This is a genomic window from Streptomyces viridochromogenes DSM 40736, assembly GCF_000158955.1.
Lineage (GTDB): Bacteria > Actinomycetota > Actinomycetes > Streptomycetales > Streptomycetaceae > Streptomyces > Streptomyces venetus.
Genome location: NZ_GG657757.1, coordinates 2,224,197 through 2,248,205, shown reverse-complemented (window position 1 = coordinate 2,248,205; position 24,009 = coordinate 2,224,197). Strand labels below are relative to the sequence as shown.

At 72.2% G+C, this 24,009-nt stretch carries 26 protein-coding genes and 2 pseudogenes; 20 read left to right on the top strand and 8 right to left on the bottom strand.

Features of this window, described 5'->3' with window-relative positions; all coding sequences use genetic code 11:
* Window positions 1–8 precede the first annotated feature (8 nt).
* The 3 genes from SSQG_RS09855 to SSQG_RS09845 all read right to left on the bottom strand — a co-directional run bounded on the left by SSQG_RS09855 (window position 9) and on the right by SSQG_RS09845 (window position 3,517).
* On the bottom strand, window positions 9–749 hold the full coding sequence (locus SSQG_RS09855; protein ID WP_003989591.1) for an LON peptidase substrate-binding domain-containing protein: 741 nt from the start codon (window positions 747–749) through the stop codon (window positions 9–11).
* Window positions 750–760: 11 nt separating this feature from the next.
* Window positions 761–1,792: a hypothetical protein gene (locus SSQG_RS09850; protein WP_052310254.1), complete on the bottom strand. Its 1,032-nt coding sequence runs from the start codon at window positions 1,790–1,792 to the stop codon at window positions 761–763.
* Between the two features lie 147 nt (window positions 1,793–1,939).
* Window positions 1,940–3,517, bottom strand: a complete 1,578-nt coding sequence (locus SSQG_RS09845) for a hypothetical protein (protein WP_003989589.1) — start codon at window positions 3,515–3,517, stop codon at window positions 1,940–1,942.
* 213 nt (window positions 3,518–3,730) lie between these two features.
* Between SSQG_RS09845 and hisD the strand changes: the two genes are divergently transcribed.
* Genes hisD through hisF form a run of 8 tightly spaced genes read left to right on the top strand, consistent with a single transcriptional unit; the run spans window position 3,731 to window position 9,443 of the window.
* A complete protein-coding gene (hisD, locus tag SSQG_RS09840; protein WP_003989588.1) occupies window positions 3,731–5,056 on the top strand; it encodes a histidinol dehydrogenase in 1,326 nt (441 codons plus the stop codon).
* Entirely contained in the window at window positions 5,053–6,174 is a 1,122-nt protein-coding gene (locus SSQG_RS09835; RefSeq protein WP_003989587.1) for a histidinol-phosphate transaminase, read from the top strand. Before hisD ends, SSQG_RS09835 begins: the two co-directional genes overlap by 4 nt.
* Window positions 6,171–6,764 carry an imidazoleglycerol-phosphate dehydratase HisB gene (gene hisB / locus SSQG_RS09830; RefSeq protein WP_003989586.1) on the top strand — a complete coding sequence of 198 codons (594 nt, stop codon included), beginning with the start codon at window positions 6,171–6,173 and terminating at the stop codon, window positions 6,762–6,764. The genes SSQG_RS09835 and hisB overlap by 4 nt, the downstream gene beginning before the upstream one ends.
* The gene (locus SSQG_RS41735; protein ID WP_003989585.1) at window positions 6,761–6,925 is read left to right on the top strand and encodes a hypothetical protein; all 165 of its coding nucleotides are present in this window, start codon (window positions 6,761–6,763) and stop codon (window positions 6,923–6,925) included. Before hisB ends, SSQG_RS41735 begins: the two co-directional genes overlap by 4 nt.
* Window positions 6,922–7,563, top strand: coding sequence for an imidazole glycerol phosphate synthase subunit HisH (hisH, locus tag SSQG_RS09820; protein WP_039932266.1), 642 nt, complete (start codon window positions 6,922–6,924; stop codon window positions 7,561–7,563). Before SSQG_RS41735 ends, hisH begins: the two co-directional genes overlap by 4 nt.
* 1 nt (window position 7,564) lies before the next feature.
* Window positions 7,565–8,293 carry a bifunctional 1-(5-phosphoribosyl)-5-((5-phosphoribosylamino)methylideneamino)imidazole-4-carboxamide isomerase/phosphoribosylanthranilate isomerase PriA gene (gene priA, locus SSQG_RS09815; protein ID WP_003989583.1) on the top strand — a complete coding sequence of 243 codons (729 nt, stop codon included), beginning with the start codon at window positions 7,565–7,567 and terminating at the stop codon, window positions 8,291–8,293.
* Window positions 8,290–8,691, top strand: a complete 402-nt coding sequence (locus SSQG_RS09810) for a RidA family protein (RefSeq protein ID WP_003989582.1) — start codon at window positions 8,290–8,292, stop codon at window positions 8,689–8,691. Before priA ends, SSQG_RS09810 begins: the two co-directional genes overlap by 4 nt.
* Entirely contained in the window at window positions 8,688–9,443 is a 756-nt protein-coding gene (hisF, locus tag SSQG_RS09805) for an imidazole glycerol phosphate synthase subunit HisF (RefSeq protein ID WP_003989581.1), read from the top strand. The genes SSQG_RS09810 and hisF overlap by 4 nt, the downstream gene beginning before the upstream one ends.
* Window positions 9,444–9,509: 66 nt before the next feature.
* Here the strand turns inward: hisF and SSQG_RS09800 are convergent, their stop codons facing one another.
* Window positions 9,510–10,145 carry a TIGR03085 family metal-binding protein gene (locus SSQG_RS09800; RefSeq protein WP_003989580.1) on the bottom strand — a complete coding sequence of 212 codons (636 nt, stop codon included), beginning with the start codon at window positions 10,143–10,145 and terminating at the stop codon, window positions 9,510–9,512.
* 83 nt (window positions 10,146–10,228) lie between these two features.
* On the opposite strand from SSQG_RS09800, the gene hisI reads away from it, so the two are divergent.
* From hisI to lgt, 11 genes are all read left to right on the top strand, one after another.
* Window positions 10,229–10,630, top strand: a complete 402-nt coding sequence (hisI, locus tag SSQG_RS09795; RefSeq protein ID WP_003989579.1) for a phosphoribosyl-AMP cyclohydrolase — start codon at window positions 10,229–10,231, stop codon at window positions 10,628–10,630.
* 11 nt (window positions 10,631–10,641) lie between these two features.
* A complete protein-coding gene (locus tag SSQG_RS09790; protein WP_003989578.1) occupies window positions 10,642–12,135 on the top strand; it encodes an anthranilate synthase component I in 1,494 nt (497 codons plus the stop codon).
* Window positions 12,136–12,177: 42 nt separating this feature from the next.
* The gene (locus tag SSQG_RS09785) at window positions 12,178–12,819 is read left to right on the top strand and encodes a TIGR02234 family membrane protein (RefSeq protein WP_003989577.1); all 642 of its coding nucleotides are present in this window, start codon (window positions 12,178–12,180) and stop codon (window positions 12,817–12,819) included.
* Window positions 12,820–12,928: 109 nt separating this feature from the next.
* On the top strand, window positions 12,929–13,180 hold the full coding sequence (locus tag SSQG_RS09780; RefSeq protein ID WP_003989576.1) for an HGxxPAAW family protein: 252 nt from the start codon (window positions 12,929–12,931) through the stop codon (window positions 13,178–13,180).
* Window positions 13,181–13,263: 83 nt separating this feature from the next.
* Window positions 13,264–13,698: a DUF2752 domain-containing protein gene (locus tag SSQG_RS09775; protein ID WP_039932263.1), complete on the top strand. Its 435-nt coding sequence runs from the start codon at window positions 13,264–13,266 to the stop codon at window positions 13,696–13,698.
* Window positions 13,699–13,883: 185 nt separating this feature from the next.
* A complete protein-coding gene (trpC, locus tag SSQG_RS09770; protein WP_003989574.1) occupies window positions 13,884–14,693 on the top strand; it encodes an indole-3-glycerol phosphate synthase TrpC in 810 nt (269 codons plus the stop codon).
* Between the two features lie 21 nt (window positions 14,694–14,714).
* Window positions 14,715–14,882, top strand: coding sequence for a tryptophan biosynthesis modulator TrpM (gene trpM, locus SSQG_RS43945; RefSeq protein WP_425314985.1), 168 nt, complete (start codon window positions 14,715–14,717; stop codon window positions 14,880–14,882).
* Between the two features lie 108 nt (window positions 14,883–14,990).
* Window positions 14,991–16,277 carry a tryptophan synthase subunit beta gene (trpB, locus tag SSQG_RS09765; RefSeq protein WP_003989573.1) on the top strand — a complete coding sequence of 429 codons (1,287 nt, stop codon included), beginning with the start codon at window positions 14,991–14,993 and terminating at the stop codon, window positions 16,275–16,277.
* Window positions 16,274–17,092 carry a tryptophan synthase subunit alpha gene (trpA, locus tag SSQG_RS09760; protein ID WP_003989572.1) on the top strand — a complete coding sequence of 273 codons (819 nt, stop codon included), beginning with the start codon at window positions 16,274–16,276 and terminating at the stop codon, window positions 17,090–17,092. Before trpB ends, trpA begins: the two co-directional genes overlap by 4 nt.
* 86 nt (window positions 17,093–17,178) lie before the next feature.
* Complete coding sequence (locus tag SSQG_RS09755; protein ID WP_003989571.1) at window positions 17,179–17,955, top strand: DsbA family protein; 777 nt, start codon at window positions 17,179–17,181, stop codon at window positions 17,953–17,955.
* An 84-nt stretch (window positions 17,956–18,039) separates the two neighbouring features.
* Entirely contained in the window at window positions 18,040–18,999 is a 960-nt protein-coding gene (gene lgt / locus SSQG_RS09750; protein WP_003989570.1) for a prolipoprotein diacylglyceryl transferase, read from the top strand.
* Window positions 19,000–19,076: 77 nt separating this feature from the next.
* On the opposite strand, the pseudogene SSQG_RS38955 reads toward lgt, so the two are convergent.
* The 4 genes and pseudogenes from SSQG_RS38955 to SSQG_RS09730 form a co-directional block, all read right to left on the bottom strand.
* Window positions 19,077–19,886: pseudogene (locus tag SSQG_RS38955) on the bottom strand (HpcH/HpaI aldolase/citrate lyase family protein); the annotation flags it as partial.
* Window positions 19,883–21,106 (bottom strand): CaiB/BaiF CoA transferase family protein, encoded by a 1,224-nt coding sequence (locus tag SSQG_RS09740; RefSeq protein ID WP_003989568.1) that lies wholly within the window; start codon window positions 21,104–21,106, stop codon window positions 19,883–19,885. The gene SSQG_RS09740 and the pseudogene SSQG_RS38955, both read right to left, overlap by 4 nt.
* Entirely contained in the window at window positions 21,103–22,581 is a 1,479-nt protein-coding gene (locus SSQG_RS09735; protein WP_003989567.1) for an ADP-ribosylglycohydrolase family protein, read from the bottom strand. The genes SSQG_RS09740 and SSQG_RS09735 overlap by 4 nt, the downstream gene beginning before the upstream one ends.
* Window positions 22,569–23,738, bottom strand: coding sequence for an ADP-ribosylglycohydrolase family protein (locus tag SSQG_RS09730; RefSeq protein WP_039932261.1), 1,170 nt, complete (start codon window positions 23,736–23,738; stop codon window positions 22,569–22,571). Before SSQG_RS09730 ends, SSQG_RS09735 begins: the two co-directional genes overlap by 13 nt.
* A 50-nt stretch (window positions 23,739–23,788) precedes the next feature.
* On the opposite strand from SSQG_RS09730, the pseudogene SSQG_RS38950 reads away from it, so the two are divergent.
* Window positions 23,789–24,009, top strand: a pseudogene (locus SSQG_RS38950) (dehypoxanthine futalosine cyclase); the annotation flags it as partial.

Sequence of the window (24,009 nt, the reverse complement as noted above, 5' to 3'; positions counted from 1 at the left end):
GGTCCGCTTCAGTTGAGGCTCGTCGGGCCGCGCGTCAGTTCCGACGCCGGCAACGACGGCAGACTACGGATGACGGCCGTCTCGGAGCGAAGGAGTTTCAGCTCGTCGCGCAGCCGGGAGGCGGTGTCGGGAGCCTGGAGCAGGCGTTGCTTGGCCGGGACGTCCAGCATCATCGCCGCGGCCACCAGGTACGACACCACGCCCGGCTCGTCGGGCAGGTCGGCGCCGGTCGACAGGGACCGTTCGCGTGCGCCCGCCAGTCGCTTCTGGTACTGGCGGAAGGACCGCAGCACCCCCTCGGCCAACGGCGCCGCCTCGTCGCCCGGTTCCTCCGGCAGCGTCTCCAGCTCGGCCGTCAGGAACGGGCCCGACGCCTCGACCGACAGCAGCCGCACCCGGGTCGTACCGGTCGCCAGCACCTCGAAGGAGCCGTCGGCGCGCTCCCGGATCGTCGCCGCGTCGGCCACGCAGCCGACCTTGTGGAACGCCGCGGCCGGGTCCGCGCCGAAACCGGCCGCGGGCCCCCGCTCGGGCACGGCCGTCGGGTCGGGCAAGCCGGGCGCGCTCGGGGCCACCTCGTGGCCGTCGCGGATCGCCACGACGGCGAACCGGCGCGGCTCGTCCTCCGGTGTCTTCAGCAGCTCGCGCATCATGGCGCGATACCGCTCCTCGAAGACGTTGAGCGGGAGCACGAGCCCCGGGAACAGGACGGAGTTCAAGGGGAAGAGGGGGAGCCGGACGGTGGTCACGACGCAGAAGCCTAATGGTCGCCGGAGCGGACTCGTCCGCCCCGTTCACTCCGTGGATGCCCGGAGGGCCTGCCGGCCGCCCCGGCCCGGATGTCGTCGCGGACTCGCAGGAAGTGGTGGAGCGGGTCGTCCGACACCTGGTCCCAGGGGAACGAGGTGGCGTACGGCCCGTTCAGGCGCAGCTGTTCCCGGGCGTCCGCCCAGCGTTCCAGGCGCACCAGGACGAAGATGAGCAGGTTCCGCATCCGGGCGGGCCAGGGGTCGGCCGCCGGCAGCCGCGGGGACAGCGCGATCGCCCGGTCGACGGCCGTGTCCAGCCGCTCGCGCGGTACTTCGGGGCCGCAGCCGTCGGTGAGGTAGCCGAAGGCCGCCCGCAGCGGGAGGGCCTGGACGAGCGCGTCGGCGGGCGCGTCCTGCGCGGCCCGGTCGGCGAAGTCGAAACACTCGTGGTGCGAGCCGTGCCAGTAGGTTGCCAGGTAGCGCAGGGCCGCCACATGGCACCCGTAGTGGTGCGGGGCGCGGCGGACGGCGGCCGCCCACAGCTCCTCGAAGTACTTGTGCCCGGCCTGGGCGCCCCGGGCGTGGTCGAGCGCGAGCCGCCACGGCACCGGGTCCCGCTGGTCGCCCCGGGCCGCGGCCGTGATCAGCGGGCTCACCTCGCGCAGCACCTCGGCCCGGGCCGGGGACTGCCAGGCGCGGTCCACCGCCAGCTGGGCCCCGACCAGCAGCGCGTCCGGGTCCTTCGGGGCGGTGGCGAGCCAGGCGTCCAGCCACTCGGGGCGCGAGCGGGCGAAGGCGGCCAGCCGGGTCACGTACCGGTCGCGCCGCTCCCACTCGGCCGCCGCGCGCGTGGCCTGGAGCAGCACGGCCGCCGGTCCGTGATCGCCCCGGGCGGCGGCGACCAGAGCCGGACTGAGCCGGGCGTCGGGCGCGTCGAGCAGCACCTCGTCGTCGGTGAACGGTCCGCCGGCGAGGTGGGAGGCGGTCCTTGTCATCCGGCTCGGGCGGATGAACGGCAGCTGCAGAGCCATGGTGCTGACCATTGAAAGTCCGCTGGTCAGGGCGGCGCCAGTACGTTCATGGAACTTGCGGAAAGTTGTACGCCGCGTGGTCAAGAGAAGGCAAAGCTGTGACAGTTCAACAACTGTGGTCACACCAGCACCATGAGTCGCGCGAACGGCCCGGGACCATCAGCTGCGTCGCAGCAACCGCGTCGCCCCCGCCGCCACCGTCGTCGCCAGGATCCAGCCCAGCAGGATCATCGCCGTCGCCAGCCACTGCCAGCCGCCGCGCAGCTGCCAGAACCCCACCTGGCCCAGGTCGATGACCGGCAGCAGCAGATCGAGGGTGAACAGCGCGGGGCTCCACTCCGGATGCTCGCCCCGCTTCATCGGCGGATGCCCGGACTGCGCGAAGGCGAGCGAGCCCGCCGCCCACAGCACCGCCATCCACACCGCGGCCCGGCCCGGCCGGTACCCGTAGGCGACCGTCCAGTCCTGGGCGTAGCCCCAGAGCTTGGCGGCGAACGGCAGGCTCTCGCGGTGCCGGCGCTGCTTGGCGAGCAGCACCTCGCGGGCGTCCTCGTCCTCCCCGCCGGCCCGCAGCACCGCCGCCAGCCGCTCGTACGGCTCCGGGTTGTACTCGGCGGTCGCCGCCGCGACCCAGTCCAGCCGCTCGGCCAGCGGGAACGGCCCGCGCGGCACGAGGTTCTCGTAGGCGAAACCGCCCATGTGCAGCCGCCCCGGGCCCGGCCAGGCGTCCGCCCGGTCCATCAGGTTGATGATCTTCGCCCCCGACAGCACCACCCGCCCTCGCTCCGGATGCTCCCCGAGGAAGCGCAGCTCCGGCGTCTGCACCCGGCGCAGCGACAGCTCCTGGTCGTCGGTGAGGGTGAACCTGGCCTGCTCGAAGTCGACGGCGTCGCCGAACCGCCCGTCGTCCAGCCGGATCCCGCCCTCACACGCGAACCGCTGGATCCGGGTCCCCTGCGCCGGGGTCATCCCGCTCATCGCCTGGGCGCCGACCCCCGCCGGCGTCAGATACAGACTGCGCTCGACGGTCAGCTGCGGGGCGTTCAGCGCGAGCCGCGCGTACGGGTTGGCCAGCCGGGCGCCGCGCAGGCTCAGCGAGACACCGACAGTGGCGGCGCGCAGGCTCAGCTCGCCGTGCGACTCCAGCAGCTCGGCCTGTAAGTCCTGGCCGACGGTCATGCCGTCCGCGGCGACCGACCGGCCGCTGCGGTCCCGCTGCACCACCGCCTGGTTGAGCATCAGGTCCGTGCCGATCTGCGCGTCGGTGAGACGGATACCGCGGTGGAAGCGGCAGCGCGGCAGGTGCAGATCGCCCTCCGTGTGCACCCGGGCCGCCTCCAGCCGCGGCACCGAGCAGTCCACCATCCGCAGCGTCGTGAAGCGGGCCTCGGGCACCAGCACGTCCTCCTCGAACCGGCACCGGCGCATCTCGACATAGGGCACCACCGTGCCGCCCGCGAGGTCCAGCGAGCCGCTGACCCGCACGCCGACCAGCTTCAGCGAGGACACCCGGCCGGCCAGGGCGGGCGGGCCGTCGAGCAGCAGCCAGCAGACGATCCGCGCCCGCACGGCCCGCTCCTCGCCCCACGGATGACCGCCGTGCGGATCGTCCACCACGGGATCGCCGCTGCTCAGGTCGTACACCGTGCCGTTGCGGAAGGCCTGCCACATACCGGCCTCGGCCGCGGTCAGGTCCTCGGGCAGCTCCCCGGCACGCACGCCGGCCCCCTCGGTCACGTCTCTTCCTTCCTCCCCGGGTACTCGCGAGTTCAGATCTTCGTACAACTGTTCATGCCCGCTGGGTGACGACCCGAACGCGAAACGTGCTGTGCTTTGCGGGGGACACCCCCACACCCCCACCCCCGTGATCCTCCGGGTTTCCGCGGCGTTCTGTATCAGCCATTGATACGAGCGCACGGCCCGTCATCGGGGTCTGAGAGAATTGAGCACGTGATCTCCCGAATCGATCTGCGCGGCGACGCCCTTCCCGAGGGCCCCGCCCTGCGTGACCTGCTGCCCCGAGCCGACTTCGACGTTGCGGCCGCCCTGGAGAAGGTGCGTCCGATCTGCGAGGACGTGCATCATCGGGGCGACGCGGCGCTGATCGAGTTCGCCGAGCGGTTCGACGGGGTCAGGCTCGACCAGGTACGGGTGCCGGCCGCCGCGCTCGGCCGCGCGCTGGAGGAGCTCGACCCGGCCGTGCGCGCGGCCCTGGAGGAGTCCATCCGCCGCGCCCGGATCGTCCACCGCGAGCAGCGCCGCGGCACGCACACCACCCAGGTGGTACCCGGCGGCTCCGTGACCGAGAAGTGGGTGCCGGTCGAGCGGGTCGGGCTGTACGCGCCCGGCGGCCGCTCCGTGTACCCGTCCTCCGTGATCATGAACGTGGTGCCCGCGCAGGAGGCCGGCGTCGAGTCGATCGCCCTCGCCTCACCCGCGCAGGCCGAGTTCGGCGGCCTGCCGCACCCGACCATCCTGGCCGCCTGCGCGCTGCTCGGCGTCGACGAGGTGTACGCGGCCGGCGGTGCCACGGCCGTCGCGATGTTCGCCCACGGCACCGAGTCCTGCGCGCCCGCGAACATGGTCACCGGCCCCGGCAACATCTGGGTCGCCGCCGCCAAGCGCTACTTCACCGGCAAGATCGGCATCGACGCCGAGGCCGGCCCGACCGAGATCGCGGTCCTCGCCGACGACACGGCCGACCCGGTGCACGTCGCCTCCGACCTGATCAGCCAGGCCGAGCACGACCCGCTGGCCGCCGCCGTCCTCGTCACGGACTCCGTCGAGCTCGCGGACGCCGTGGAGAAGGAGCTGGAGCCGCAGGTCGCCGCCACCAGGCACGTCGACGACCGGATCGTCCCCGCCCTGTCCGGCAAGCAGTCCGCGATCGTCCTGGTCGACGGCATCGACGAGGGCCTCAGGGTGGTCGACGCGTACGGCGCCGAGCACCTGGAGATCCAGACGGCCGACGCCGCGGCCGTGGCCGACCGGGTCCGCAACGCCGGCGCGATCTTCATCGGCCCCTGGGCCCCGGTCTCCCTCGGCGACTACGCGGCCGGCTCCAACCACGTCCTGCCCACCGGCGGCTGCGCCTGCCACTCCTCGGGCCTGTCCGTCCAGTCCTTCCTGCGCGGCATCCACATCGTCGACTACACGCGGGACGCGCTGGCCGAGGTCGCGCATCACGTGGTGACGCTGGCGGAGGCGGAGGACCTGCCCGCGCACGGCGCGGCGATCAAGGCAAGGTTCGGTTGGAAGGTGCCCGAGAGCAAGTGAACGACGTACGCATCGACGATCTCCCCGTACGGGACGAGCTGCGCGGCAAGTCCCCCTACGGCGCGCCCCAGCTGGACGTCCCCGTACGGCTGAACACCAACGAGAACCCCTACCCGCTGCCCGAGCCGCTGGTCGAGCGCATCGCCGAGCGGGTCCGCGAGGCGGCCCGGAACCTCAACCGCTACCCGGACCGGGACGCGGTCGAGCTGCGCACCAAGCTCGCCGAGTACCTGACGGACACCTCCGGCCACCAGGTCGGCCCGGCCAACGTCTGGGCCGCCAACGGATCCAACGAGGTCATCCAGCAGCTGCTCCAGACCTTCGGCGGGCCGGGCCGTACCGCGATCGGCTTCGAGCCGTCGTACTCGATGCACGGGCTCATCGCGCGCGGTACCGGCACGGGCTGGATCTCCGGCCCCCGGAACGAGGACTTCACGATCGACCTGGCGGCGGCCGAGAAGGCCATCGCCGAGAACCGGCCGGACGTCGTCTTCATCACCACCCCCAACAACCCGACCGGCAACGCGGTTCCGCCCGAGACCGTCCTCGCGCTGTACGAGGCCGCCCAGGCGGCCAAGCCGTCGATGGTCGTGGTCGACGAGGCGTACATCGAGTTCAGCCACGGCGACTCGCTGCTGCCGCTGCTCGACGAGCGCCCGAACCTGGTCGTCTCCCGCACGATGTCGAAGGCGTTCGGCGCGGCGGGGCTGCGCCTCGGCTACCTCGCCGCGCACCCGGCCGTCGTGGACGCCGTCCAGCTCGTCCGGCTGCCCTACCACCTGTCGGCCGTCACCCAGGCGACCGCCCTGGCCGCCCTGGAGCACACCGCCACCCTGCTCGGCTACGTCGAACAGCTCAAGGCCGAGCGGGACCGCCTGGTCACCGAACTGCGCGAAACGGGCTACGAGGTCGTCGAGTCCGACGCCAACTTCGTGCAGTTCGGGCGGTTCGACGGCGAGGGCGGCGCGCACACGGCCTGGCAGAAGATCCTCGACCGGGGCGTCCTGGTCCGGGACAACGGCATCCCCGGATGGCTGCGGGTGTCCGCCGGAACCCCCGAAGAGAACGACGCGTTCCTCGACGCGGTACGTGCACTGAAGAAGGAGCAGAGTTCATGAGCCGCACCGGACGCGTGGAGCGGACGACCAAGGAGACCTCGGTCCTCGTCGAGATCGACCTCGACGGCACCGGCAAGACGGAGATCTCCACCGGCGTCGGCTTCTACGACCACATGCTCGACCAGCTCGGCCGGCACGGTCTGTTCGACCTGACCGTGAAGACCGAGGGCGACCTGCACATCGACTCGCACCACACCATCGAGGACACCGCCCTCGCGCTCGGCGCCGCCTTCAAGCAGGCCCTCGGCGACAAGGTCGGCATCTACCGCTTCGGCAACTGCACCGTCCCGCTGGACGAGTCCCTCGCCCAGGTCACCGTCGACCTGTCCGGCCGCCCCTACCTCGTGCACACCGAGCCCGAGAAGATGGCGCCGATGATCGGCGAGTACGACACCACCATGACCCGGCACATCCTGGAGTCCTTCGTGGCCCAGGCCCAGATCGCGCTGCACGTGCACGTGCCCTACGGCCGCAACGCGCACCACATCGTGGAGTGCCAGTTCAAGGCGCTGGCCCGGGCCCTGCGCTACGCGTCGGAGCGCGACCCGCGCGCGGCCGGCATCCTCCCCTCCACGAAGGGCGCCCTGTGAACGGCACCTCGACCCTGCTGATCGTCGTCGGCCTGTTCCTCGTCGGCGGGATCTACTCCTTCGTCAAGCAGAAGATGCCCAAGGGCCTGATCGTGCTGCTGTCGATCGGCGCCGCGATGTGCCTGGCCGCCGGTGTCGTGAGGCTGGAGGTGTGGAATTGAGCAGCCCGAAGAAGGTGGTCGTGTTCGACTACGGCTTCGGCAACGTCCGCTCCGCCGAGCGTGCCCTCGCGCGCACCGGAGCCGACGTCGAGATCACCCGTGACTACGACAAGGCCATGAACGCCGACGGGCTGCTCGTGCCCGGCGTCGGCGCCTTCGCCTCCTGCATGAAGGGCCTGCGCGAGGCGCGCGGGGACTGGATCGTCGACCGCCGGCTGTCCGGCGGCCGCCCGGTCATGGGCATCTGCGTCGGCATGCAGATCCTCTTCGCGCGCGGCATCGAGCACGGCGTGGAGACCGAGGGCCTCGACGAGTGGCCCGGCTCGGTCGAGCCGCTCCAGGCCGAGATCGTGCCCCACATGGGCTGGAACACCGTGGACGCCCCGGCCGGCTCGCAGCTGTTCGCCGGCCTGCATGCGGACGCGCGCTTCTACTTCGTGCACTCCTACGCCGTCCACGACTGGTCGCTGGAGACCCACAACCCGACGATCGAGCCCCCCAAGGTCACCTGGTCCACGCACGGCAAGCCGTTCGTCGCGGCCGTCGAGAACGGCGTCCTGTGGGCCACGCAGTTCCACCCCGAGAAGTCCGGCGACGCCGGAGCGCAGCTGCTGAACAACTGGATCGGAACCCTCTGAGATGGCTTCGAAGCTCGAACTCCTCCCCGCCGTCGACGTCCGTGACGGCCAGGCGGTCCGCCTGGTGCACGGCGAGTCCGGTACGGAGACCTCCTACGGCTCGCCCCTGGAGGCCGCTCTCGCCTGGCAGCGGTCCGGCGCCGAGTGGCTGCACCTGGTCGACCTGGACGCCGCGTTCGGCACCGGGAACAACCGCGAGCTGATCGCCGAGGTCGCCAAGGCGATGGACATCAAGGTGGAGCTGTCCGGCGGCATCCGCGACGACGACACCCTCGCCGCCGCCCTCGCCACCGGCTGCAAGCGCGTGAACCTCGGCACGGCCGCCCTGGAGACCCCCGAGTGGGTCGCCAAGGTCATCGCCGAGCACGGCGACAAGATCGCGGTGGGCCTGGACGTCCGGGGCACGACCCTGCGCGGCCGCGGCTGGACCCGGGACGGCGGCGACCTCTACGAGACGCTGGAGCGCCTCGACAAGGAGGGCTGTGCCCGCTACGTCGTCACCGACATCGCCAAGGACGGCACGCTCCAGGGACCGAACCTGGAGCTGCTGCGCAATGTGTGTGCCGCGACGGACCGTCCGGTCGTGGCCTCCGGCGGCGTGTCCTCGCTGGACGACCTCCGGGCCATCGCCGGCCTCGTCCCCCTCGGTGTCGAGGGCGCGATCGTAGGGAAGGCGCTGTACGCGAAGGCGTTCACCCTGGAAGAGGCCTTGGAGGCAGTGTCGTCATGAGTGATGCCGTACGGCGAGTGCAGAGCGGAAGTCCCTGGGAAGAGTCCTTCGGTTTTGCACGTGCCGTCGCGGCGGGCGACCACGTGCTGGTGGCGGGCACCACGTCCTTCAAGGGCAGCGTGCTGTACGGGGAGGGGGATCCGTACGAGCAGGCGAAGGTGGCCTTCACCAGCGCGCTCGACGCGGTCGCCGAGTTCGGGCTCGGTGCCGCGTCGGTGATCCGCACCCGCATGTACCTGGCGCACGCGCGCGATCTCGACGAGGTGGGCCGCGCGCACAAGGAACTGTTCGACACCGCGCGCCCGGTCGCGACCTTCCTGGTCGTGGAGGGCTTCATCGATCCGCGTGTGCTGGTGTCCGTGGAGATCGAAGCATTCAGAGGAGCCGTGACTTCATGACCCTGGCGGTCCGAGTCATCCCCTGCCTGGACGTGGACAACGGCCGGGTCGTCAAGGGCGTCAACTTCCAGAACCTGCGCGACGCGGGCGACCCCGTCGAGATGGCCAAGGTGTACGACACCGAGGGCGCCGACGAGCTGACGTTCCTGGACATCACCGCCTCGTCGGGCAACCGCGAGACGACGTACGACGTGGTGCGCCGCACGGCCGAGCAGGTGTTCATCCCGCTCACCGTCGGCGGCGGCGTGCGTACCGCCGAGGACGTGGACAAGCTGCTGCGGGCCGGTGCGGACAAGGTCGGCGTCAACACGGCCGCGATCGCCCGCCCGGAGCTGATACGCGAGATCGCGGAACGCTTCGGCCGCCAGGTCCTCGTCCTCTCGGTGGACGCCCGTCGCACGGAGTCCGGCTCCTTCGAGGTGACCACCCACGGCGGCCGCCGCGGCACCGGCATCGACGCCGTCGAGTGGGCGCATCAGGCCGCCGAACTCGGCGCGGGCGAGATCCTGCTCAACTCGATGGACGCGGACGGCACCAAGGACGGCTACGACCTGGAGATGATCCAGGCCGTGCGGGGGCACGTCACCGTCCCGGTCATCGCCTCGGGCGGCGCGGGCAGGCTGAAGGACTTCCCGCCGGCGATCGAGGCCGGCGCGGACGCGGTGCTGGCGGCGTCCGTGTTCCACTTCGGCGACCTGCGCATCGGCCAGGTCAAGGAGACGCTGCGGGAGGCCGGACACCCCGTGCGGTGACACCGGCCGTGTGTGGAGCCCCGGCCGCGTGAGGCGACCGGGGCTCTCCCGTGCGCGCGGCGCTTCTCAGATCCCGAGCTGCTTCGTCTCGTGCAGCTTCGCGATCGCGGCCTCGTCACCGTCCAGCTCGACCTTCGCCTTGCTCTGCCGGCCGTACGAGAACAGCACCAGCTCCGACGGCTCGCCGGTCACCGTGACCACCGGCGTACCGCGGTGGGCGACCACCGTCTGGCCGTCCGGGCGCCGCAGCACCAGGCCCGTCGGCACGCCTCGGCCCATCAGGCGGGCCGTGCGCTCCAGCCGGGACCACAGGGCGTCCTGGAACACCGCGTCGAGCTCGCGCGCGGACCAGTCCGGCTGGGCCCGGCGGACGTCTTCCGTGTGGACGTAGAACTCGATGATGTTCGACGCCTCGTCGACCGGCTTGAGCGAGAAGGGGGAGAAACGCGGCGGCCCCGTACGGATCAGCTGGATCAGCTCCTCGTACGGCTTGCCGGTGTACTCCGCCATCACCCGGTCCAGGCGCGGCGCGAGCTGCTTGATCAGTATCCCGCCCGCGGCGTCCGGCCGGCGTTCGCGCACCACCACGTGCGCGGCGAGGTCCCGGGTCGTCCAGCCCTCGCAGAGGGTGGGCGCGTCCGGACCCGCGGTCTCCAACAGGTCGGCGAGGAGAAGTCGTTCACGCTTGGCATGGGTCGACATGCGGCAAGCCTACGACCGCGCGGAAGGTCCGCCCAGTGGACACTCCACCAGGCCTGTCAGTGGCGCGCGGCACAATGGTCGGCATGACCAGCACGTCCCCCCGGCCCAGCCGCCTCGACCCGGAGATCGCCGCCCGCCTCAAGCGCAGCAGCGACGGCCTCCTGCCCGCCATCGCCCAGCAGTACGACACCGGAGAGGTGCTGATGCTCGGCTGGATGGACGACGAGGCGCTGCACCGCACCCTGACCACCGGCCGGTGCACCTACTGGTCCCGCAGCCGCCAGGAGTACTGGGTCAAGGGCGACACCTCCGGCCACTTCCAGTGGGTGAAGTCCGTCGCCCTCGACTGCGACGCCGACACCGTCCTGGTGAAGGTCGACCAGGTCGGCGCCGCCTGCCACACCGGAGCCCGCACCTGCTTCGACGAGGACGTCCTGCTCAAGGACGGGGACGGCGGCTGCGAAGACTCCGCGACGGATCAGTAAGGTCAGCCGCCATGGACCTCGAGACGTTCCGCAAGCTCGCCGCCGACCGGCGGGTCATCCCGGTCACCCGCAAACTCCTCGCCGACGGCGACACTCCGGTCGCGCTCTACCGCAAGCTCGCCGCCGAGCGCCCCGGCACCTTCCTGCTGGAGTCCGCGGAGAACGGCCGCTCGTGGTCCCGCTACTCGTTCGTGGGCGTCCGCAGCGCCGCCACCCTGACGGAGCGCGACGGGCAGGCGCACTGGCTCGGCACCCCGCCCGTCGGCGTCCCCGCCGGCGGTGACCCGCTCGCCGCCCTGCGCGCCACCATCGAGGCCCTGCACACCCCGCGCGACCTCGCCGAGGACCTCGGCCTGCCGCCCTTCACCGGCGGCATGGTCGGCTACCTCGGCTACGACATCGTCCGCCGCCTGGAGAAGATCGGCCCCGGCGAGCGCGACGATCTGAAGCTGCCCGAGCTCACCATGCTCCTGACCAGCGACCTGGCCGTCATGGACCACTGGGAGGGCTCGGTCCTGCTGATCGCCAACGCGATCAACCACAACGACCTGGAGACCGGCGTCGACGAGGCCCACGCCGACGCCGTGGCCCGGCTCGACGCCATGGAGGCCGACCTCTCCCGCCCCGTCGCCCAGCCTCCGGCCGCGCTCCCGCCCTCGGAGCTCCCCGAGTACACCGCGCTGTGGGGCGGCCCCGACTTCCAGGAGGCCGTCGAGGACGTCAAGGAGCGCATCCGGGCCGGCGAGGCCTTCCAGGTGGTCCCCTCCCAGCGCTTCGAGACGCCCTGCACCGCGAGCGCGCTGGACGTCTACCGGGTCCTGCGGGCCACCAACCCGTCCCCGTACATGTACCTGTTCCGCTTCGACGGGTTCGACGTCGCCGGCTCGTCCCCCGAGGCCCTGGTCAAGGTCGAGGACGGGCAGGCCATGGTCCACCCCATCGCCGGCACCCGCTGGCGCGGCGCCACCCCGCAGGAGGACCAGGCCCTCGCCGACGAACTGCTGGCCGACCCCAAGGAGCGCGCCGAGCACCTCATGCTCGTCGACCTGGGCCGCAACGACCTGGGGCGGGTCTGCGAGCCCGGCTCCGTCGAGGTCGTGGACTTCATGTCCATCGAGCGGTACTCGCACGTCATGCACATCGTCTCGACGGTCACCGGCCGCGTCGCCGCCGGCCGCACGGCCTTCGACGTCCTCACCGCCTGCTTCCCGGCCGGCACCCTCTCCGGCGCCCCGAAGCCCCGCGCCATGCAGATCATCGACGAACTCGAACCGTCCCGGCGCGGGATCTACGGCGGCTGCGTCGGCTACCTCGACTTCGCCGGCGACTCCGACACCGCCATCGCCATCCGCACGGCGCTGCTGCGCGACGGCACCGCCTACGTCCAGGCCGGAGCGGGCATCGTCGCCGACTCCGACCCGGTCGCCGAGGACACCGAGTGCCGCAACAAGGCGGCGGCGGTCCTGCGGGCCGTGCACACGGCGAACCGGCTCGGAAAGGCCTGAGACGAACCCCCGGGTGACGGTTCGCCCGGGGTTCAAGCGATAGTGGGGGATGTGACTGCTGTACCTCACTCCCGTCCCGAAGCCGCCGGATCCGCCCGGGCCGGCCGCCTGAGCCTCGCCGTCGCGCTGTTTGCCGGTGCCCTCGGCGCGGCCGTGGCACTGCTCGCCTCCCGGCAGCAATGGGCGGAGGGCACCGCGACGGTGGCCGGCGGCGCCTTCCCCCTGTCCGCCAAGGGCAGCGACGTCACGGGCGTCCCCGCGGCGCTCGCCATCGTGGGCCTCGCCGCGCTCGTCGCCGTCTTCGCCGTCCGCCGGGCCGGCCGCGTCGTCGTGGCCGCGCTGCTCGCGCTGTCCGGCGCGGGCACCGTCGCCGCCGCCCTGATCGGCGCCTCCGACGGCTCCGCCCTCGACGAGAAGGCCGCGGAGGCCTCCGGTGACACCACGGCCTCCGTGGCGGCCCTCAGCCACACGGCCTGGCCGTACGTCGCGGTCGTCGGCGGCGTGCTGCTCCTGCTGGCCGGACTGCTCGCCCTGCGCTACGGCCGGCTGTGGCCCGCGATGTCGGGCCGCTACGAGCGGGGCGGCACCCCCCAGCCGCGCCGCAAGGCACCCGCCGTCGACCCGGACCGGCCCGAGGACCTGTGGAAGGCACTCGACCGGGGAGAGGACCCGACCGGGGCCTGAACCGTACGCGGAGCCGAGGGAGTACCCCCGCTCACCGCGCGGGCGTGCGTGCGGGACAATGAGCCTGAGCGTCCTGCTCAGACACGCACACAGCAACGAGGAGCAAGCAATGGCGGGCAGCAGCCACGGTCACACCCCGGCCGCCTGGACCGGTGTCACGATCGCCTTCATCGGTTTCTGCGTCGCGGGCGCGTTCATGGTGATGGACCAGCCGGTGGGCTTCTGGGCGGGCATGGTCGTCGTGCTGCTCGGTGGTGTCGTCGGCGCCATCATGCGGATGATGGGCCTGGGCCAGCCCAGGGACCTGCACCAGCCGCACCAGGTGACGGGCGACCGCGAGCCGGCGAGCGCCGAGGGCTGACCTCCGCGGAACACCGCGTCGTCGCGTGAGGGGCGGCCGGCACACGGGTGCCGGGGCCGCCCCTCACGCGCGTGCCGGGCACAATGCATACCGTGAACACCGACAGCCGAAGGGTGACGCGGAGCGTCCCGGGGCGCCTGGCCGTCCCCGCCGGGGTGCTCGCGGCCGTCGCGGCCGCCTTCGCCTACGTGGGCGCGGTGGATCCCAACGAACCCGGCCACTACCCAGTCTGCCCGCTGCTGCGCTACACGGGCCTGTACTGCCCCGGCTGCGGCGGACTGCGCAGCGCGCACGCCTTCGTGCACGGGGACTTCCCGGCGGCGCTCCAGGACAACGCCCTGGCCGTCCTCGGCTATCTGGGCTTCGCCGTGGTGTGGACCGTATGGGTGGTCCACGCGGTCCGCGGGCGCCCGCTGCGGATCGACCCTCGTCCCGGGGCGGTGTGGAGTCTCGGCGCGTTGCTGCTGGTCTTCACGGTTGTCCGGAACCTGCCCTTCGGTGGCTGGCTCCATCCTTGATCAACTGGTGGATGTCCAGTATGGGGGCACCTCCCGCCCGAGCATGCGAAGCTGGTTCGAGGGTGGGGGAGGGACCGGCGTCAACCGGATGCGAGGCCCGCGCCCCGCTGCGGATACCATCGCAGTGACCATCGGTTTTCGACTGGTCGCTGGAACTCGCAACCGTCTGGAAGGGGGCCGCTCGCGTGAGTGTGCTCGACGAGATCATCGACGGAGTCCGTGCCGACCTCGCGGAGCGGCAGGCGCGCGTCAGCCTCGACGAGCTCAAGGAGCGCGCGGCGAAGGCTCCCGCGGCCAAGGACGGTGCGGCCGCCCTGCGCGGCGAAGGTGTCAAGGTCATCTGCGAGGTCAAGCGCTCCAGCCCGTCCAAGGGCGCGCTGGCCGCGATCGCCGACCCGGCCGGGCTCGCCGCCGACTACGAGGCGGGCGGCGCGGCCGTCATCTCCGTGCTCACCGAACAGCGCCGCTTCGGCGGCTCGCTGGCCGACCTGGAGGCCGTCCGCTCCCGCGTGGACATCCCGGTCCTGCGCAAGGACTTCATCGTCACGTCGTACCAGCTGTGGGAGGCCCGGGCCTACGGCGCCGACGTCGTCCTGCTGATCGTCGCGGCCCTGGAACAGCCCGCCCTGGAGTCCCTCATCGAGCGCGCCGAGTCCATCGGGCTCACCCCGCTCGTCGAGGTGCACGACGAGGACGAGGTCGAGCGCGCGGTCGACGCCGGCGCCCGTGTGATCGGCGTCAACGCGCGCAACCTGAAGACCCTCGAGGTCGACCGCGGCACCTTCGAGCGGGTGGCACCGGAGATCCCCGACCACATCATCAAGATCGCCGAGTCCGGCGTCCGCGGCCCCCACGACCTCATCGCCTACGCCAACGCCGGCGCCGACGCGGTCCTGGTCGGCGAGTCCCTCGTCACCGGCAAGGACCCCAGGACGGCGGTCTCCGACCTGGTGGCGGCGGGCGAGCACCCCGCACTCCGGCACGGCCGGGGCTGATCACCCGCTAGGCTTGCCCCGATGACTCTCACCGTGACCACAGTGGACCGGCACGCGCGCCTCGCGCGCGGCTGCCGTCCCCGGGGCTGCCGCGCACCGGCACGCCGCGTGCACGGCCGCAGGGTCAGGTACGTCATCGGTGACGAACCAGGGCAGGTCAACGGCCGTCGATGGCAGCGCGCCCTTTAGGGGCGCGGGGAACTGCGCGACAAGCCACAGCCGGCCGGCGGCCGACTGACGAAGCCCCGCCCCCACGGCGACTAGTGCGTTCAACACCACTCACCGTGAGGTATCCGCATGCCCAGCGACTTCTTCATCCCGGACCCAGAGGGGCAGACCCCCAGCCCCGAAGGCTACTTCGGTGCCTTCGGCGGCAAGTTCATCCCGGAGGCCCTCGTCGCCGCCGTCGACGAGGTGGCCGTCGAGTACGACAAGGCCAAGCACGACCCCGAGTTCGCCAGGGAACTCGACGACCTCCTGGTCAACTACACCGGCCGCCCCAGCTCCCTCACCGAAGTGCCCCGGTTCGCCGAGCACGCCGGCGGGGCCCGCGTCTTCCTCAAGCGCGAGGACCTCAACCACACGGGCTCCCACAAGATCAACAACGTCCTCGGCCAGGCCCTGCTCACCAAGCGCATGGGCAAGACCCGCGTCATCGCCGAGACCGGCGCCGGCCAGCACGGCGTCGCCACCGCCACCGCGTGTGCGCTCTTCGGTCTCGACTGCACCATCTACATGGGCGAGATCGACACCCAGCGCCAGGCCCTCAACGTCGCCCGCATGCGCATGCTCGGCGCCGAGGTCATCGCCGTGAAGTCGGGATCGCGCACCCTCAAGGACGCCATCAACGAGGCGTTCCGCGACTGGGTGGCGAACGTCGACCACACCCACTACCTCTTCGGCACGGTCGCCGGCCCGCACCCCTTCCCCGCCATGGTCCGCGACTTCCACCGCGTCATCGGCGTCGAGACCCGCCGCCAGCTCCTGGAGCGCGCCGGGCGCCTCCCCGACGCGGCCATCGCCTGCGTCGGCGGCGGCTCCAACGCCATCGGCCTGTTCCACGCCTTCATCCCGGACACGGACGTACGCCTCATCGGCTGCGAGCCCGCCGGGCACGGCGTCGACACCGGCGAGCACGCGGCGACCCTGACCGCCGGCGAGCCCGGCATCCTGCACGGCTCGCGCTCGTACGTCCTCCAGGACGACGAAGGCCAGATCACCGAGCCCTACTCGATCTCGGCCGGCCTGGACTACCCGGGCATCGGCCCCGAGCACTCCTACCTCAAGGACACCGGCCGCGGCGAGTACCGCGCGGTCACCGACGACGCGGCCATGCAGGCCCTGCGCCTGCTGTCCCGCACCGAGGGCATCATCCCGGCCATCGAGAGCGCCCACGCGCTGGCCGGCGCCCTGGAGGTCGGCAAGGAGCTGGGCAAGGACGGGCTGATCGTGGTCAACCTGTCCGGTCGCGGCGACAAGGACATGGACACCGCGGCGCGTTACTTCGGCCTCTACGACACCGACGCCGAGGTCGCCGCCGACGCGGACGCCGACACCGCCGAGATCGAGGGGGACGCCAAGTGAGCGGGAACATCCGACTGCTGGCCGACACCCTCGCCACGGCCAGGTCCGAGGGGCGGTCCGCTCTCATCGCCTACCTCCCGGCCGGGTTCCCGACCGTGGACGGCGGCATCGAGGCGATCAAGGCCGTCATCGACGGCGGCGCCGACGTCGTCGAGGTGGGCCTGCCGCACAGCGACCCCGTCCTCGACGGGCCCGTCATCCAGACCGCCGACGACATCGCCCTGCGCGGCGGCGTCAAGATCGCCGACGTGATGCGCACCGTCCGCGAGGCGCACTCCGCCACCGGCAAGCCCATCCTCGTCATGACGTACTGGAACCCCATCGACCGCTACGGCGTCGAACGGTTCACCGCCGAACTCGCCGAGGCGGGCGGCGCCGGGTGCATCCTGCCCGACCTGCCCGTGCAGGAGTCGGCACTGTGGCGGGAGCACGCGGAGAAGCACGGTCTCGCCACCGTCTTCGTCGTCGCGCCCAGCAGCAAGGACGAGCGGCTCGCGCAGATCACCGCGGCGGGCAGCGGCTTCGTCTACGCCGCCTCCCTCATGGGCGTCACCGGCACCCGCGCGACGGTCAGCTCACAGGCCGAGGACCTGGTGGGACGCACCCGCGCCACCGGCACCGACCTGCCCGTCTGCGTCGGGCTCGGCGTCTCCAACGCCACCCAGGCCGCCGAGGTCGCCGGCTTCGCCGACGGCGTGATCGTCGGCTCGGCCTTCGTCAAGGCCATCCTGGACGCCCCGGACGACGCGGCCGGACTGGAAGCCGTGCGGGCGCTCGCGGGCGACCTCGCGAAGGGCGTGCGCGGACAGGCGTAAGTAAGAGGGAAGTCATACGGGTCCCTCTTACGGGTGGACCTGGGGCCGGGGAGGCGCGGTGCGCCTCCCCGGTTCGTTTCCGGGGTGTGAGCGAGAAGAACCGTGAGGGAAAGCGCACCGCCCGAGAGCGGCTGGCGGTCGAGCGCGAGAAGCAGAAGTCCGCGGACAAGCGCCGGCGCGCGCTGATCGTGGGCGGGGCCGTCGTCGCCGTCCTGGGACTCGCGGCGGTGATCGGCGTCGTCGCCGCCAACGCCGGGAAGGACGACGAGAGCGAGGCTTCGGGCCCGGTCGTGGCGCCCTCCGGAGCCCAGGGCAAGGACGGTCTCGCCATCCCGGTCGGCAAGGACAGCGCCAAGTCCACGCTCACGGTCTGGGAGGACTTCCGCTGCCCGGCCTGCAAGTCCTTCGAGACGGCGTACCGGCCGGTGATCCACGAGCTGACCGACGCCGGCCAGCTCAAGGTCGAGTACCACCTGGTCACCCTCATCGACGGCAACATGGGCGGCAGCGGCTCCCGCAACGCGGCCAACGCCGCGGCCTGCGCCCAGGACGCCGGGAAGTTCGCCGCGTACCACGACGTGCTCTTCGAGAACCAGCCCCAGGAGGTCGACGACGCCTACGCCGGCAACGCCAAGCTGATCGAGCTGGCCGGCAAGGTCGACGGCCTGGACACCCCCGCCTTCCGCAAGTGCGTCGAGAGCGGCACGCACAACACCTGGGTCGCCAAGTCCCACCAGGCGTTCAACAAGGGCGGTTTCTCGGGCACGCCGACCGTGCTGTTCGACGGCGAGAACATCTACCAGGACCGGACGATGACGCCGGCGAAGTTCAAGAAGATGGTGGAGGAGCAGAACAAGGGGTAAGGGCTTTTCTCACGCCCCCGTTATGGACCCGTAGCCGGGCTGCCTGCCGTGGCCCCGGCCCGGCACGGTAGCGTCGACCTTGCCATGGAACTTGCCTTCATTCCCAGCCCGTCGCGCGGGGTGCTGTACCTCGGCCCCATTCCGCTGCGCGGCTACGCGTTCTGCATCATCATCGGCGTCTTCGTTGCCGTCTGGCTCGGCAACAAGCGCTGGATCGCCCGGGGCGGGCGGGCCGGCACGGTGGCCGACATCGCGGTCTGGGCCGTGCCCTTCGGCCTGGTCGGCGGCCGGCTCTACCACGTGATCACGGACTACGAGCTGTACTTCAGCGAGGGCCGTGACTGGGTGGACGCCTTCAAGATCTGGGAGGGCGGCCTCGGCATCTGGGGCGCGATCGCACTGGGCGCGCTCGGTGCGTGGATCGGCTGCCGGCGCCGGGGCATCCCGATGCCCGCGTACGCGGACGCCGTCGCGCCGGGCATCGCCCTCGCCCAGGCGATCGGCCGCTGGGGCAACTGGTTCAACCAGGAGCTGTACGGCAAGCCCACCGACCTGCCCTGGGCCCTGGAGATCACCTCGTCCGCGGACGGACGGGTGCCGGGCACCTACCACCCGACGTTCCTGTACGAGTCGCTGTGGTGCATCGGCGTCGCGCTCCTGGTCATCTGGGCGGACCGCCGCTTCCGGCTGGGACACGGCCGGGCGTTCGCGCTGTACGTCGCCGCGTACTGCGCGGGGCGTGGGTGGATCGAGTACATGCGCGTCGACGACGCCCACCACATCCTGGGTCTCCGGCTCAACGTGTGGACCGCGATCTTCGTGTTCCTGCTCGCGGTGGCCTACCTCGTGGTGTCGGCGAAGACCCGGCCGGGCCGGGAGGCCGTGGTGGAGCCCGCCTCCGGCGGTGAAGCCACCGCGGACGCCAAGACCGACGAGAGCCAGGCCGACGGCGAGAGCAAGGCCGACGGCGAGAGCAAGGCCGACGCCGACGACGCCGACGACGAGTCCAAGGACGAGGCCGGGTTCGGCGAAAAAAGGCCCTGACGGATCAACCGTTCGACATTCGAGTTTGAGGGGGGGCCCCGGACCCTTTCCGGGGCGCCCCTCGGCGCGTCTACCCGGCGGCGTGCCAGTGACAGGGTGCGCTGGGCCGCCGTCACCACCGCCGTGTCGACGAAGCGCCCGTCCGGGAGGGCCCGGGCGCCCTGTTCCGTCGCCGCCGCCTTGACGACCGTCTCCGCCTCTTCGATCTCCCGCTCGGTGGGCAGGAAGGCCCGCTCGATCACCGGGAGCTGGCGGGGGTGGATCGCGGCCCTGCCCAGGAAGCCCAGGGCGCGGCCGTGGGCGCAGGAGGCGGCCAGCCCGTCCAGGTCGCGGATGTCCGGGTGCACCGACTGCGCCGGCGGGGGCAGGCCCGCGGCCCGGGCCGCCACCACCACCCGGGAACGTGACCAGTCGAGACCCGCGTCGTCGCGTACGCCCAGGTCGGCCCGCAGGTCCGCCTCGCCGAGCGCGATGCCCCGGAGACACGGATGGGCCGTGGCGATGGCGTACGCCCGTTCCACGGCGAGGGCTGTCTCCAGCAAGGCGTACAGGCCGGCAGTGGTCCGGTGCGCGATGTGTGTGATCCCGGCCGGGGAGGCCACCTTGGGCAGCCGCAGCCCCGACAGACCCGGGGCCGGGCCGATCGCGGCGACGTCCTGCTCGCCCCAGGGGCTGTCGAGGGCGTTGACGCGGACATGGACCGGGACGGGCTGCGGCTCGCCGAGCAGCTCGGCGGCGGCCGCGCGGGCATACGCCTTCCGGTCCGGGGCGACCGCGTCCTCCAGGTCGACGACGACGACGTCGGCACCGGCGGTGAGGGCCTTGGCCACCACGTGCGGGCGGTCGCCCGGTGCGTAGAGCCAGGTGAGCGGGGGCGCCGCCGTCACAGGGCGCCCTCCGTGCGCAAGGCCTTGAGGTCGGTCTCGGTGAGGCCGAGTTCGGTCAGGACCTCGTCGGTGTCCGCGCCGTGCGGGCGGCCGGCCCAGCGGATCGCGCCGGGCGTGGCGGAGAGCCGGAAGAGGACGTTCTGCATCCGTAGGGGGCCCAGGTCCGGGTCGTCGACGGTGGTGATGGTGTTCAGGGCCCGGTACTGCGGGTCCGCCATCACGTCCCGGACGTCCTGGACCGGGGCCACCGCGGCTTCCGCCTTCTCGAAGGCCGCGATGACGTCGGTGCGGGTGCGCGCGGCGATCCAGGAGCCGACCGCCTCGTCCAGGACGTCGGCGTGGCGGGCGCGCTCGGCGCCCGTGGCGAACCACGGCTCGTCGATCAGCTCCGGACGGCCCACCAGGCGCATCACGCGTTCCGCGACCGACTGGGCCGACGTCGACACGGCGACCCAGGTGCCGTCGGCGGTGCGGTACACGCCGCGCGGGGCGTTGTTGGGGGAGCGGTTGCCGGTGCGGGGCTGGACGTGGCCGAGCTGGTCGTACCAGAGGGGCTGGGGGCCGAGGGCGGCCAGGATCGGTTCGATCAGCGCCATGTCGACGACCTGGCCCTCGCCGGTGCGGTCGCGGGCGGCGAGCGCCGTCATGACGGCGTAGGCCGTCGTCAGACCGGCGATGGAGTCGGCCAGGCCGAACGGCGGCAGCGTCGGGGGCGCGTCCGGTTCGCCGGTGATCGCCGCGAAGCCGCTCATCGCCTCGGCGAGGGTGCCGAAGCCGGGGCGGTGCGCGTAGGGGCCGAACTGGCCGAAGCCGGTGACGCGGGCCAGCACCAGACGCGGGTTGGCGGCCGACAGCTCCGGCCAGCCCAGGTCCCACTTCTCCAGGGTGCCGGGGCGGAAGTTCTCGATGACCACGTCGGCGGTGGCGGCGAGCCGCAGCAGGGTGGTGCGGCCGCCGGGCTTCGACAGGTCGAGTGTGATGGTGCGCTTGTTGCGGCCGAGCATCTTCCACCACAGGCCCACGCCGTCCTTCGACGGACCGTGGCCGCGGGACGGGTCCGGTCTCGACGGATGCTCGACCTTGACGACCTCCGCGCCGAAGTCGCCGAGCAGGGTGGCGGCGAGCGGGCCGGCGAAGAGGGTGGCGAGGTCGAGGACGCGGAGGCCGGTGAGGGGAGCGGTCATGGGCGCGGAGACGGGCGCGGTCGTGGGCGCGGTCATGGGCGGTGGGCCTCCCGGTCGGTGAGGTGGGCGAGGGTGTCGAAGCCGATGCCGTTGAAGTCGCCGACGGAGGTGGAGAGCCGGTTCTTCAGGGGGGCCGTCCAGCGGTCGGGGAGTGCGGAGGGCGAGCCGGCGAGGAGGGCCGCGATGCCGCCGGTGGTCGCGCCGCTCGAGTCGGTGTCCCAACCGCCGCTCACGGCACGGCAGATGGAGCCGGAGAAGTCGCCGTTCGCATGGGTGAGGGCGGCGGCGATCAGGGCGGTGTTGGGGACGGCGTGCACCCAGTGGTACGTGCGGGCGTGGGTGGCGTGGAGTTCGTCGACGACCGTGTCGAAGTCCTCGTGCTCGCCCGCCAGTCGGATGGCGTGGCGGACGGCTCGGGCGAGGCGGGAGCGCGGGGGCACGACGGTGAGGCCGGTGCGGAGGCAGGTGTGGATGTCGTGTTCGCGGGTCGCGGCCGTCGCGATGGTGGCCGCCGTGAACATCGCCGCGTAGACGCCGTTGGCGGTGTGGGTGAGGGTGGCGTCGCGGTGGGCCTGTTCCGCGGCGGCGGCCGGGTCGCCGGGGTTGGTCCAGCCGTGGACGTCGGCCCGGATCAGGGCGCCGATCCATTCGCGGAACGGGTTGCGGTGGCGGGCGGTGTGCGGGGGTTCCAGGCCGGTGAGGAGGTTGCGGTAGGCGATGCGTTCGGCGGTGAAGGTGCGGGCGGCGGGGAGTTCCTCCAGCCAGGTGCGGGCCACGTCCGTGGTGGTGAAGGTTCTGCCGTGGCGCCCGAGGACGAGGAGGTTGAGGAGGGGGTAGTTGAGGTCGTCGTCCTCGGGCATGCCGTCGATGTTCTCGGCGAGGGAGTTGTTCGCCGAGCGGCGGTTCCAAGGGTGCTTCCGGAGGAGGTCCTCGGGGACGCCCCTGGCTGTGAAGTAGGTGGTGAGGGGCCAGTTGCCGGTGGATCTGGCCAGTTGGCGGATGCCGTCGAGGGGGAGTTTTTCGACTGGTTTGCCCAGGAGGCAGCCGGTGGCTCTGCCCAGCCAGGCGGCTTCGAGGTGCTGCGGGGTGGTGGCCGAGGTGGGGGTGGGGGCGCTCACCGGCGCCGGCGGGGTGCAGTCTGCGCCCACCCGTGCCGCCCCAGCGGCACGACTGCCCGCAGACGGCGGTCGCTTGCCCGCAGATGGCGGTCGCTTGGCCGCAGGCGGGGGCGGCCATTGGGGGCAGGCTGCTCTGATGGTTTCCAGGGCTGTTGGTTCGTCTTCCGACAATGTGCTGGGGAGGTCGGTCAGTTCGTCGAGGAGGTCGTTTGCCAGTCGGCGGAGGTAGCGGGAGGCCGGGGTGGGGGACGCGCCTGCCGTGAGGGGGGCGTCCGGGCCGCCTGCCGCTCTCCAGCGGGACGCGATCGCCGACGGCTCGCGCCCGTCCTGGGCTGCCTGGCGCAGTTCGTGGCCGATCAGGTCTTCCGGCTGGACCCAGGTCAGTCGGAGCATTCCGGTCCTCCGAGGGACGCGAAGGCTCGTTCGTGGGTGCGGCGGCGGGTCACGTCCCGGGTGAAGATCTCGCGGGTGACCTCGCTGAGCGTGGCCGCCGGTTCCCAGAGGTCCAGGCGGCTGGCCTCCGCGATCGCCTTGGCCCAGTCCTCGGGGGGCGGTGAGCCCAGGGCCCCGGCCAGCGCTCCGGCCATCGTGGCGATGGAGTCGCAGTCCCGGCCGTAGTTCACGGCGCCGAGGACCGCGTGGCGGTAGTCGCCCCGGGAGATGAGCAGCATGCCCAGGGCGATGGGGAGTTCCTCGATCGCGTGCAGGCGGGAGGGGCGGCGGGCGCCGAGGGAGGGGGAGCGGTAGTCGGGGCCGACCGTGTCGTACGGAGTCACCGCCGCACGCAGGGGTGCGAGCGCCGACTCGAAGTCGGTGTGGCGGGAGGCCTCCTCGCAGACCCGCTCGATGGCCGTGCGGGTGCCGTCCTTCGCCAGGGACAGGCAGGTCGAGATGACCGAGTCCGGCGTCGCTCCCGGGGCGCACGCCGCCGCCACCGCCGCGGCCAGGACACCCGCCGCCTCACGGCCGTACGACGACTGGTGCGCGCCGGCGACGTCCAGGGCCTCCGCGTACGCCGCCCGCGGGTTGGCCGCGTTGACCAGGCCGACCGGGGCCATGTACATCGCCGCACCGCAGTTGACGATGTTGCCGGTGCCGGCCTCGCGCGGGTCGGCGTGGCCGTAGTGGATCCTCGTCACCAGCCACTTCTCCGCCAGGAAGATCCGCTGGAGGGGGAGGGCCTCGGTCTCCAGTTCCGGGATCCAGCGCGGCTCGGTCATCAGGTCGGGGACGAGGTGATCGGCGACCGCGTAGGCGTCCAGGTGGTCGCGGACCCGGGCGTAGACCCGCACCAGGGCGTGGGTCATCAAGGTGTCGTCGGTGACGTGGCCGTCGCCCTTGTGGTACGGGGCGAGGGGGCGGGCGGTGCGCCAGGCGTCGCCGTGCCAGGGGCCGACGATGCCGTGGACGCGGCCGCCGTGCCGTTCGAGGATCTGCTCGGGGGAGTAGCCCTCGACGGGGCCGCCGAGGGCGTCGCCGACAGCCGCTCCGACCAGCGCTCCGGTGATGCGCTCGTCCAGGAGGGCGTTTTGGTGGGGTTTGGGCTTCATGGGCGCATCATCCACCCGGGTGGGCCGGTTGTGCGGCTTCCAGGAGTCCGGCGAGTTCCACGACCGAGCTGCTGCCGGAGCGGCCCCGCAAGGCCATCGCCCCGCTGAAGGAGTCCGGCGAGCGCTGGCTGGAGATCATGGAGATCGCGCACGGCCTGGGCGTGGAGTCCACGTCGACCATGCTCATGGGCACCGGCGAGACCAACGCCGAGCGCATCGAGCACCTGCGGATGATCCGGGACGTCCAGGACCGCACGGGCGGCTTCCGTGC

Bases quoted from the DNA above. Each gene is read 5' to 3' on its own strand.
- SSQG_RS09850 (WP_052310254.1), bottom strand. From the start codon at position 1,792: ATGGTCAGCACCATGGCTCTGCAGCTGCCGTTCATCCGCCCGAGCCGG.
- hisB (WP_003989586.1), top strand. From the start codon at position 6,171: ATGAGCCGCACCGGACGCGTGGAGCGGACGACCAAGGAGACCTCGGTC.
- priA (WP_003989583.1), top strand. From the start codon at position 7,565: ATGGCTTCGAAGCTCGAACTCCTCCCCGCCGTCGACGTCCGTGACGGC.
- SSQG_RS09810 (WP_003989582.1), top strand. From the start codon at position 8,290: ATGAGTGATGCCGTACGGCGAGTGCAGAGCGGAAGTCCCTGGGAAGAG.
- hisF (WP_003989581.1), top strand. From the start codon at position 8,688: ATGACCCTGGCGGTCCGAGTCATCCCCTGCCTGGACGTGGACAACGGC.
- SSQG_RS09800 (WP_003989580.1), bottom strand. From the start codon at position 10,145: ATGTCGACCCATGCCAAGCGTGAACGACTTCTCCTCGCCGACCTGTTG.
- hisI (WP_003989579.1), top strand. From the start codon at position 10,229: ATGACCAGCACGTCCCCCCGGCCCAGCCGCCTCGACCCGGAGATCGCC.
- SSQG_RS09790 (WP_003989578.1), top strand. From the start codon at position 10,642: ATGGACCTCGAGACGTTCCGCAAGCTCGCCGCCGACCGGCGGGTCATC.
- SSQG_RS09780 (WP_003989576.1), top strand. From the start codon at position 12,929: ATGGCGGGCAGCAGCCACGGTCACACCCCGGCCGCCTGGACCGGTGTC.
- SSQG_RS09775 (WP_039932263.1), top strand. From the start codon at position 13,264: ATGCATACCGTGAACACCGACAGCCGAAGGGTGACGCGGAGCGTCCCG.
- trpM (WP_425314985.1), top strand. From the start codon at position 14,715: ATGACTCTCACCGTGACCACAGTGGACCGGCACGCGCGCCTCGCGCGC.
- trpB (WP_003989573.1), top strand. From the start codon at position 14,991: ATGCCCAGCGACTTCTTCATCCCGGACCCAGAGGGGCAGACCCCCAGC.
- lgt (WP_003989570.1), top strand. From the start codon at position 18,040: ATGGAACTTGCCTTCATTCCCAGCCCGTCGCGCGGGGTGCTGTACCTC.
- SSQG_RS09740 (WP_003989568.1), bottom strand. From the start codon at position 21,106: ATGACCGCGCCCACGACCGCGCCCGTCTCCGCGCCCATGACCGCTCCC.
- SSQG_RS09735 (WP_003989567.1), bottom strand. From the start codon at position 22,581: ATGCTCCGACTGACCTGGGTCCAGCCGGAAGACCTGATCGGCCACGAA.
- SSQG_RS09730 (WP_039932261.1), bottom strand. From the start codon at position 23,738: ATGAAGCCCAAACCCCACCAAAACGCCCTCCTGGACGAGCGCATCACC.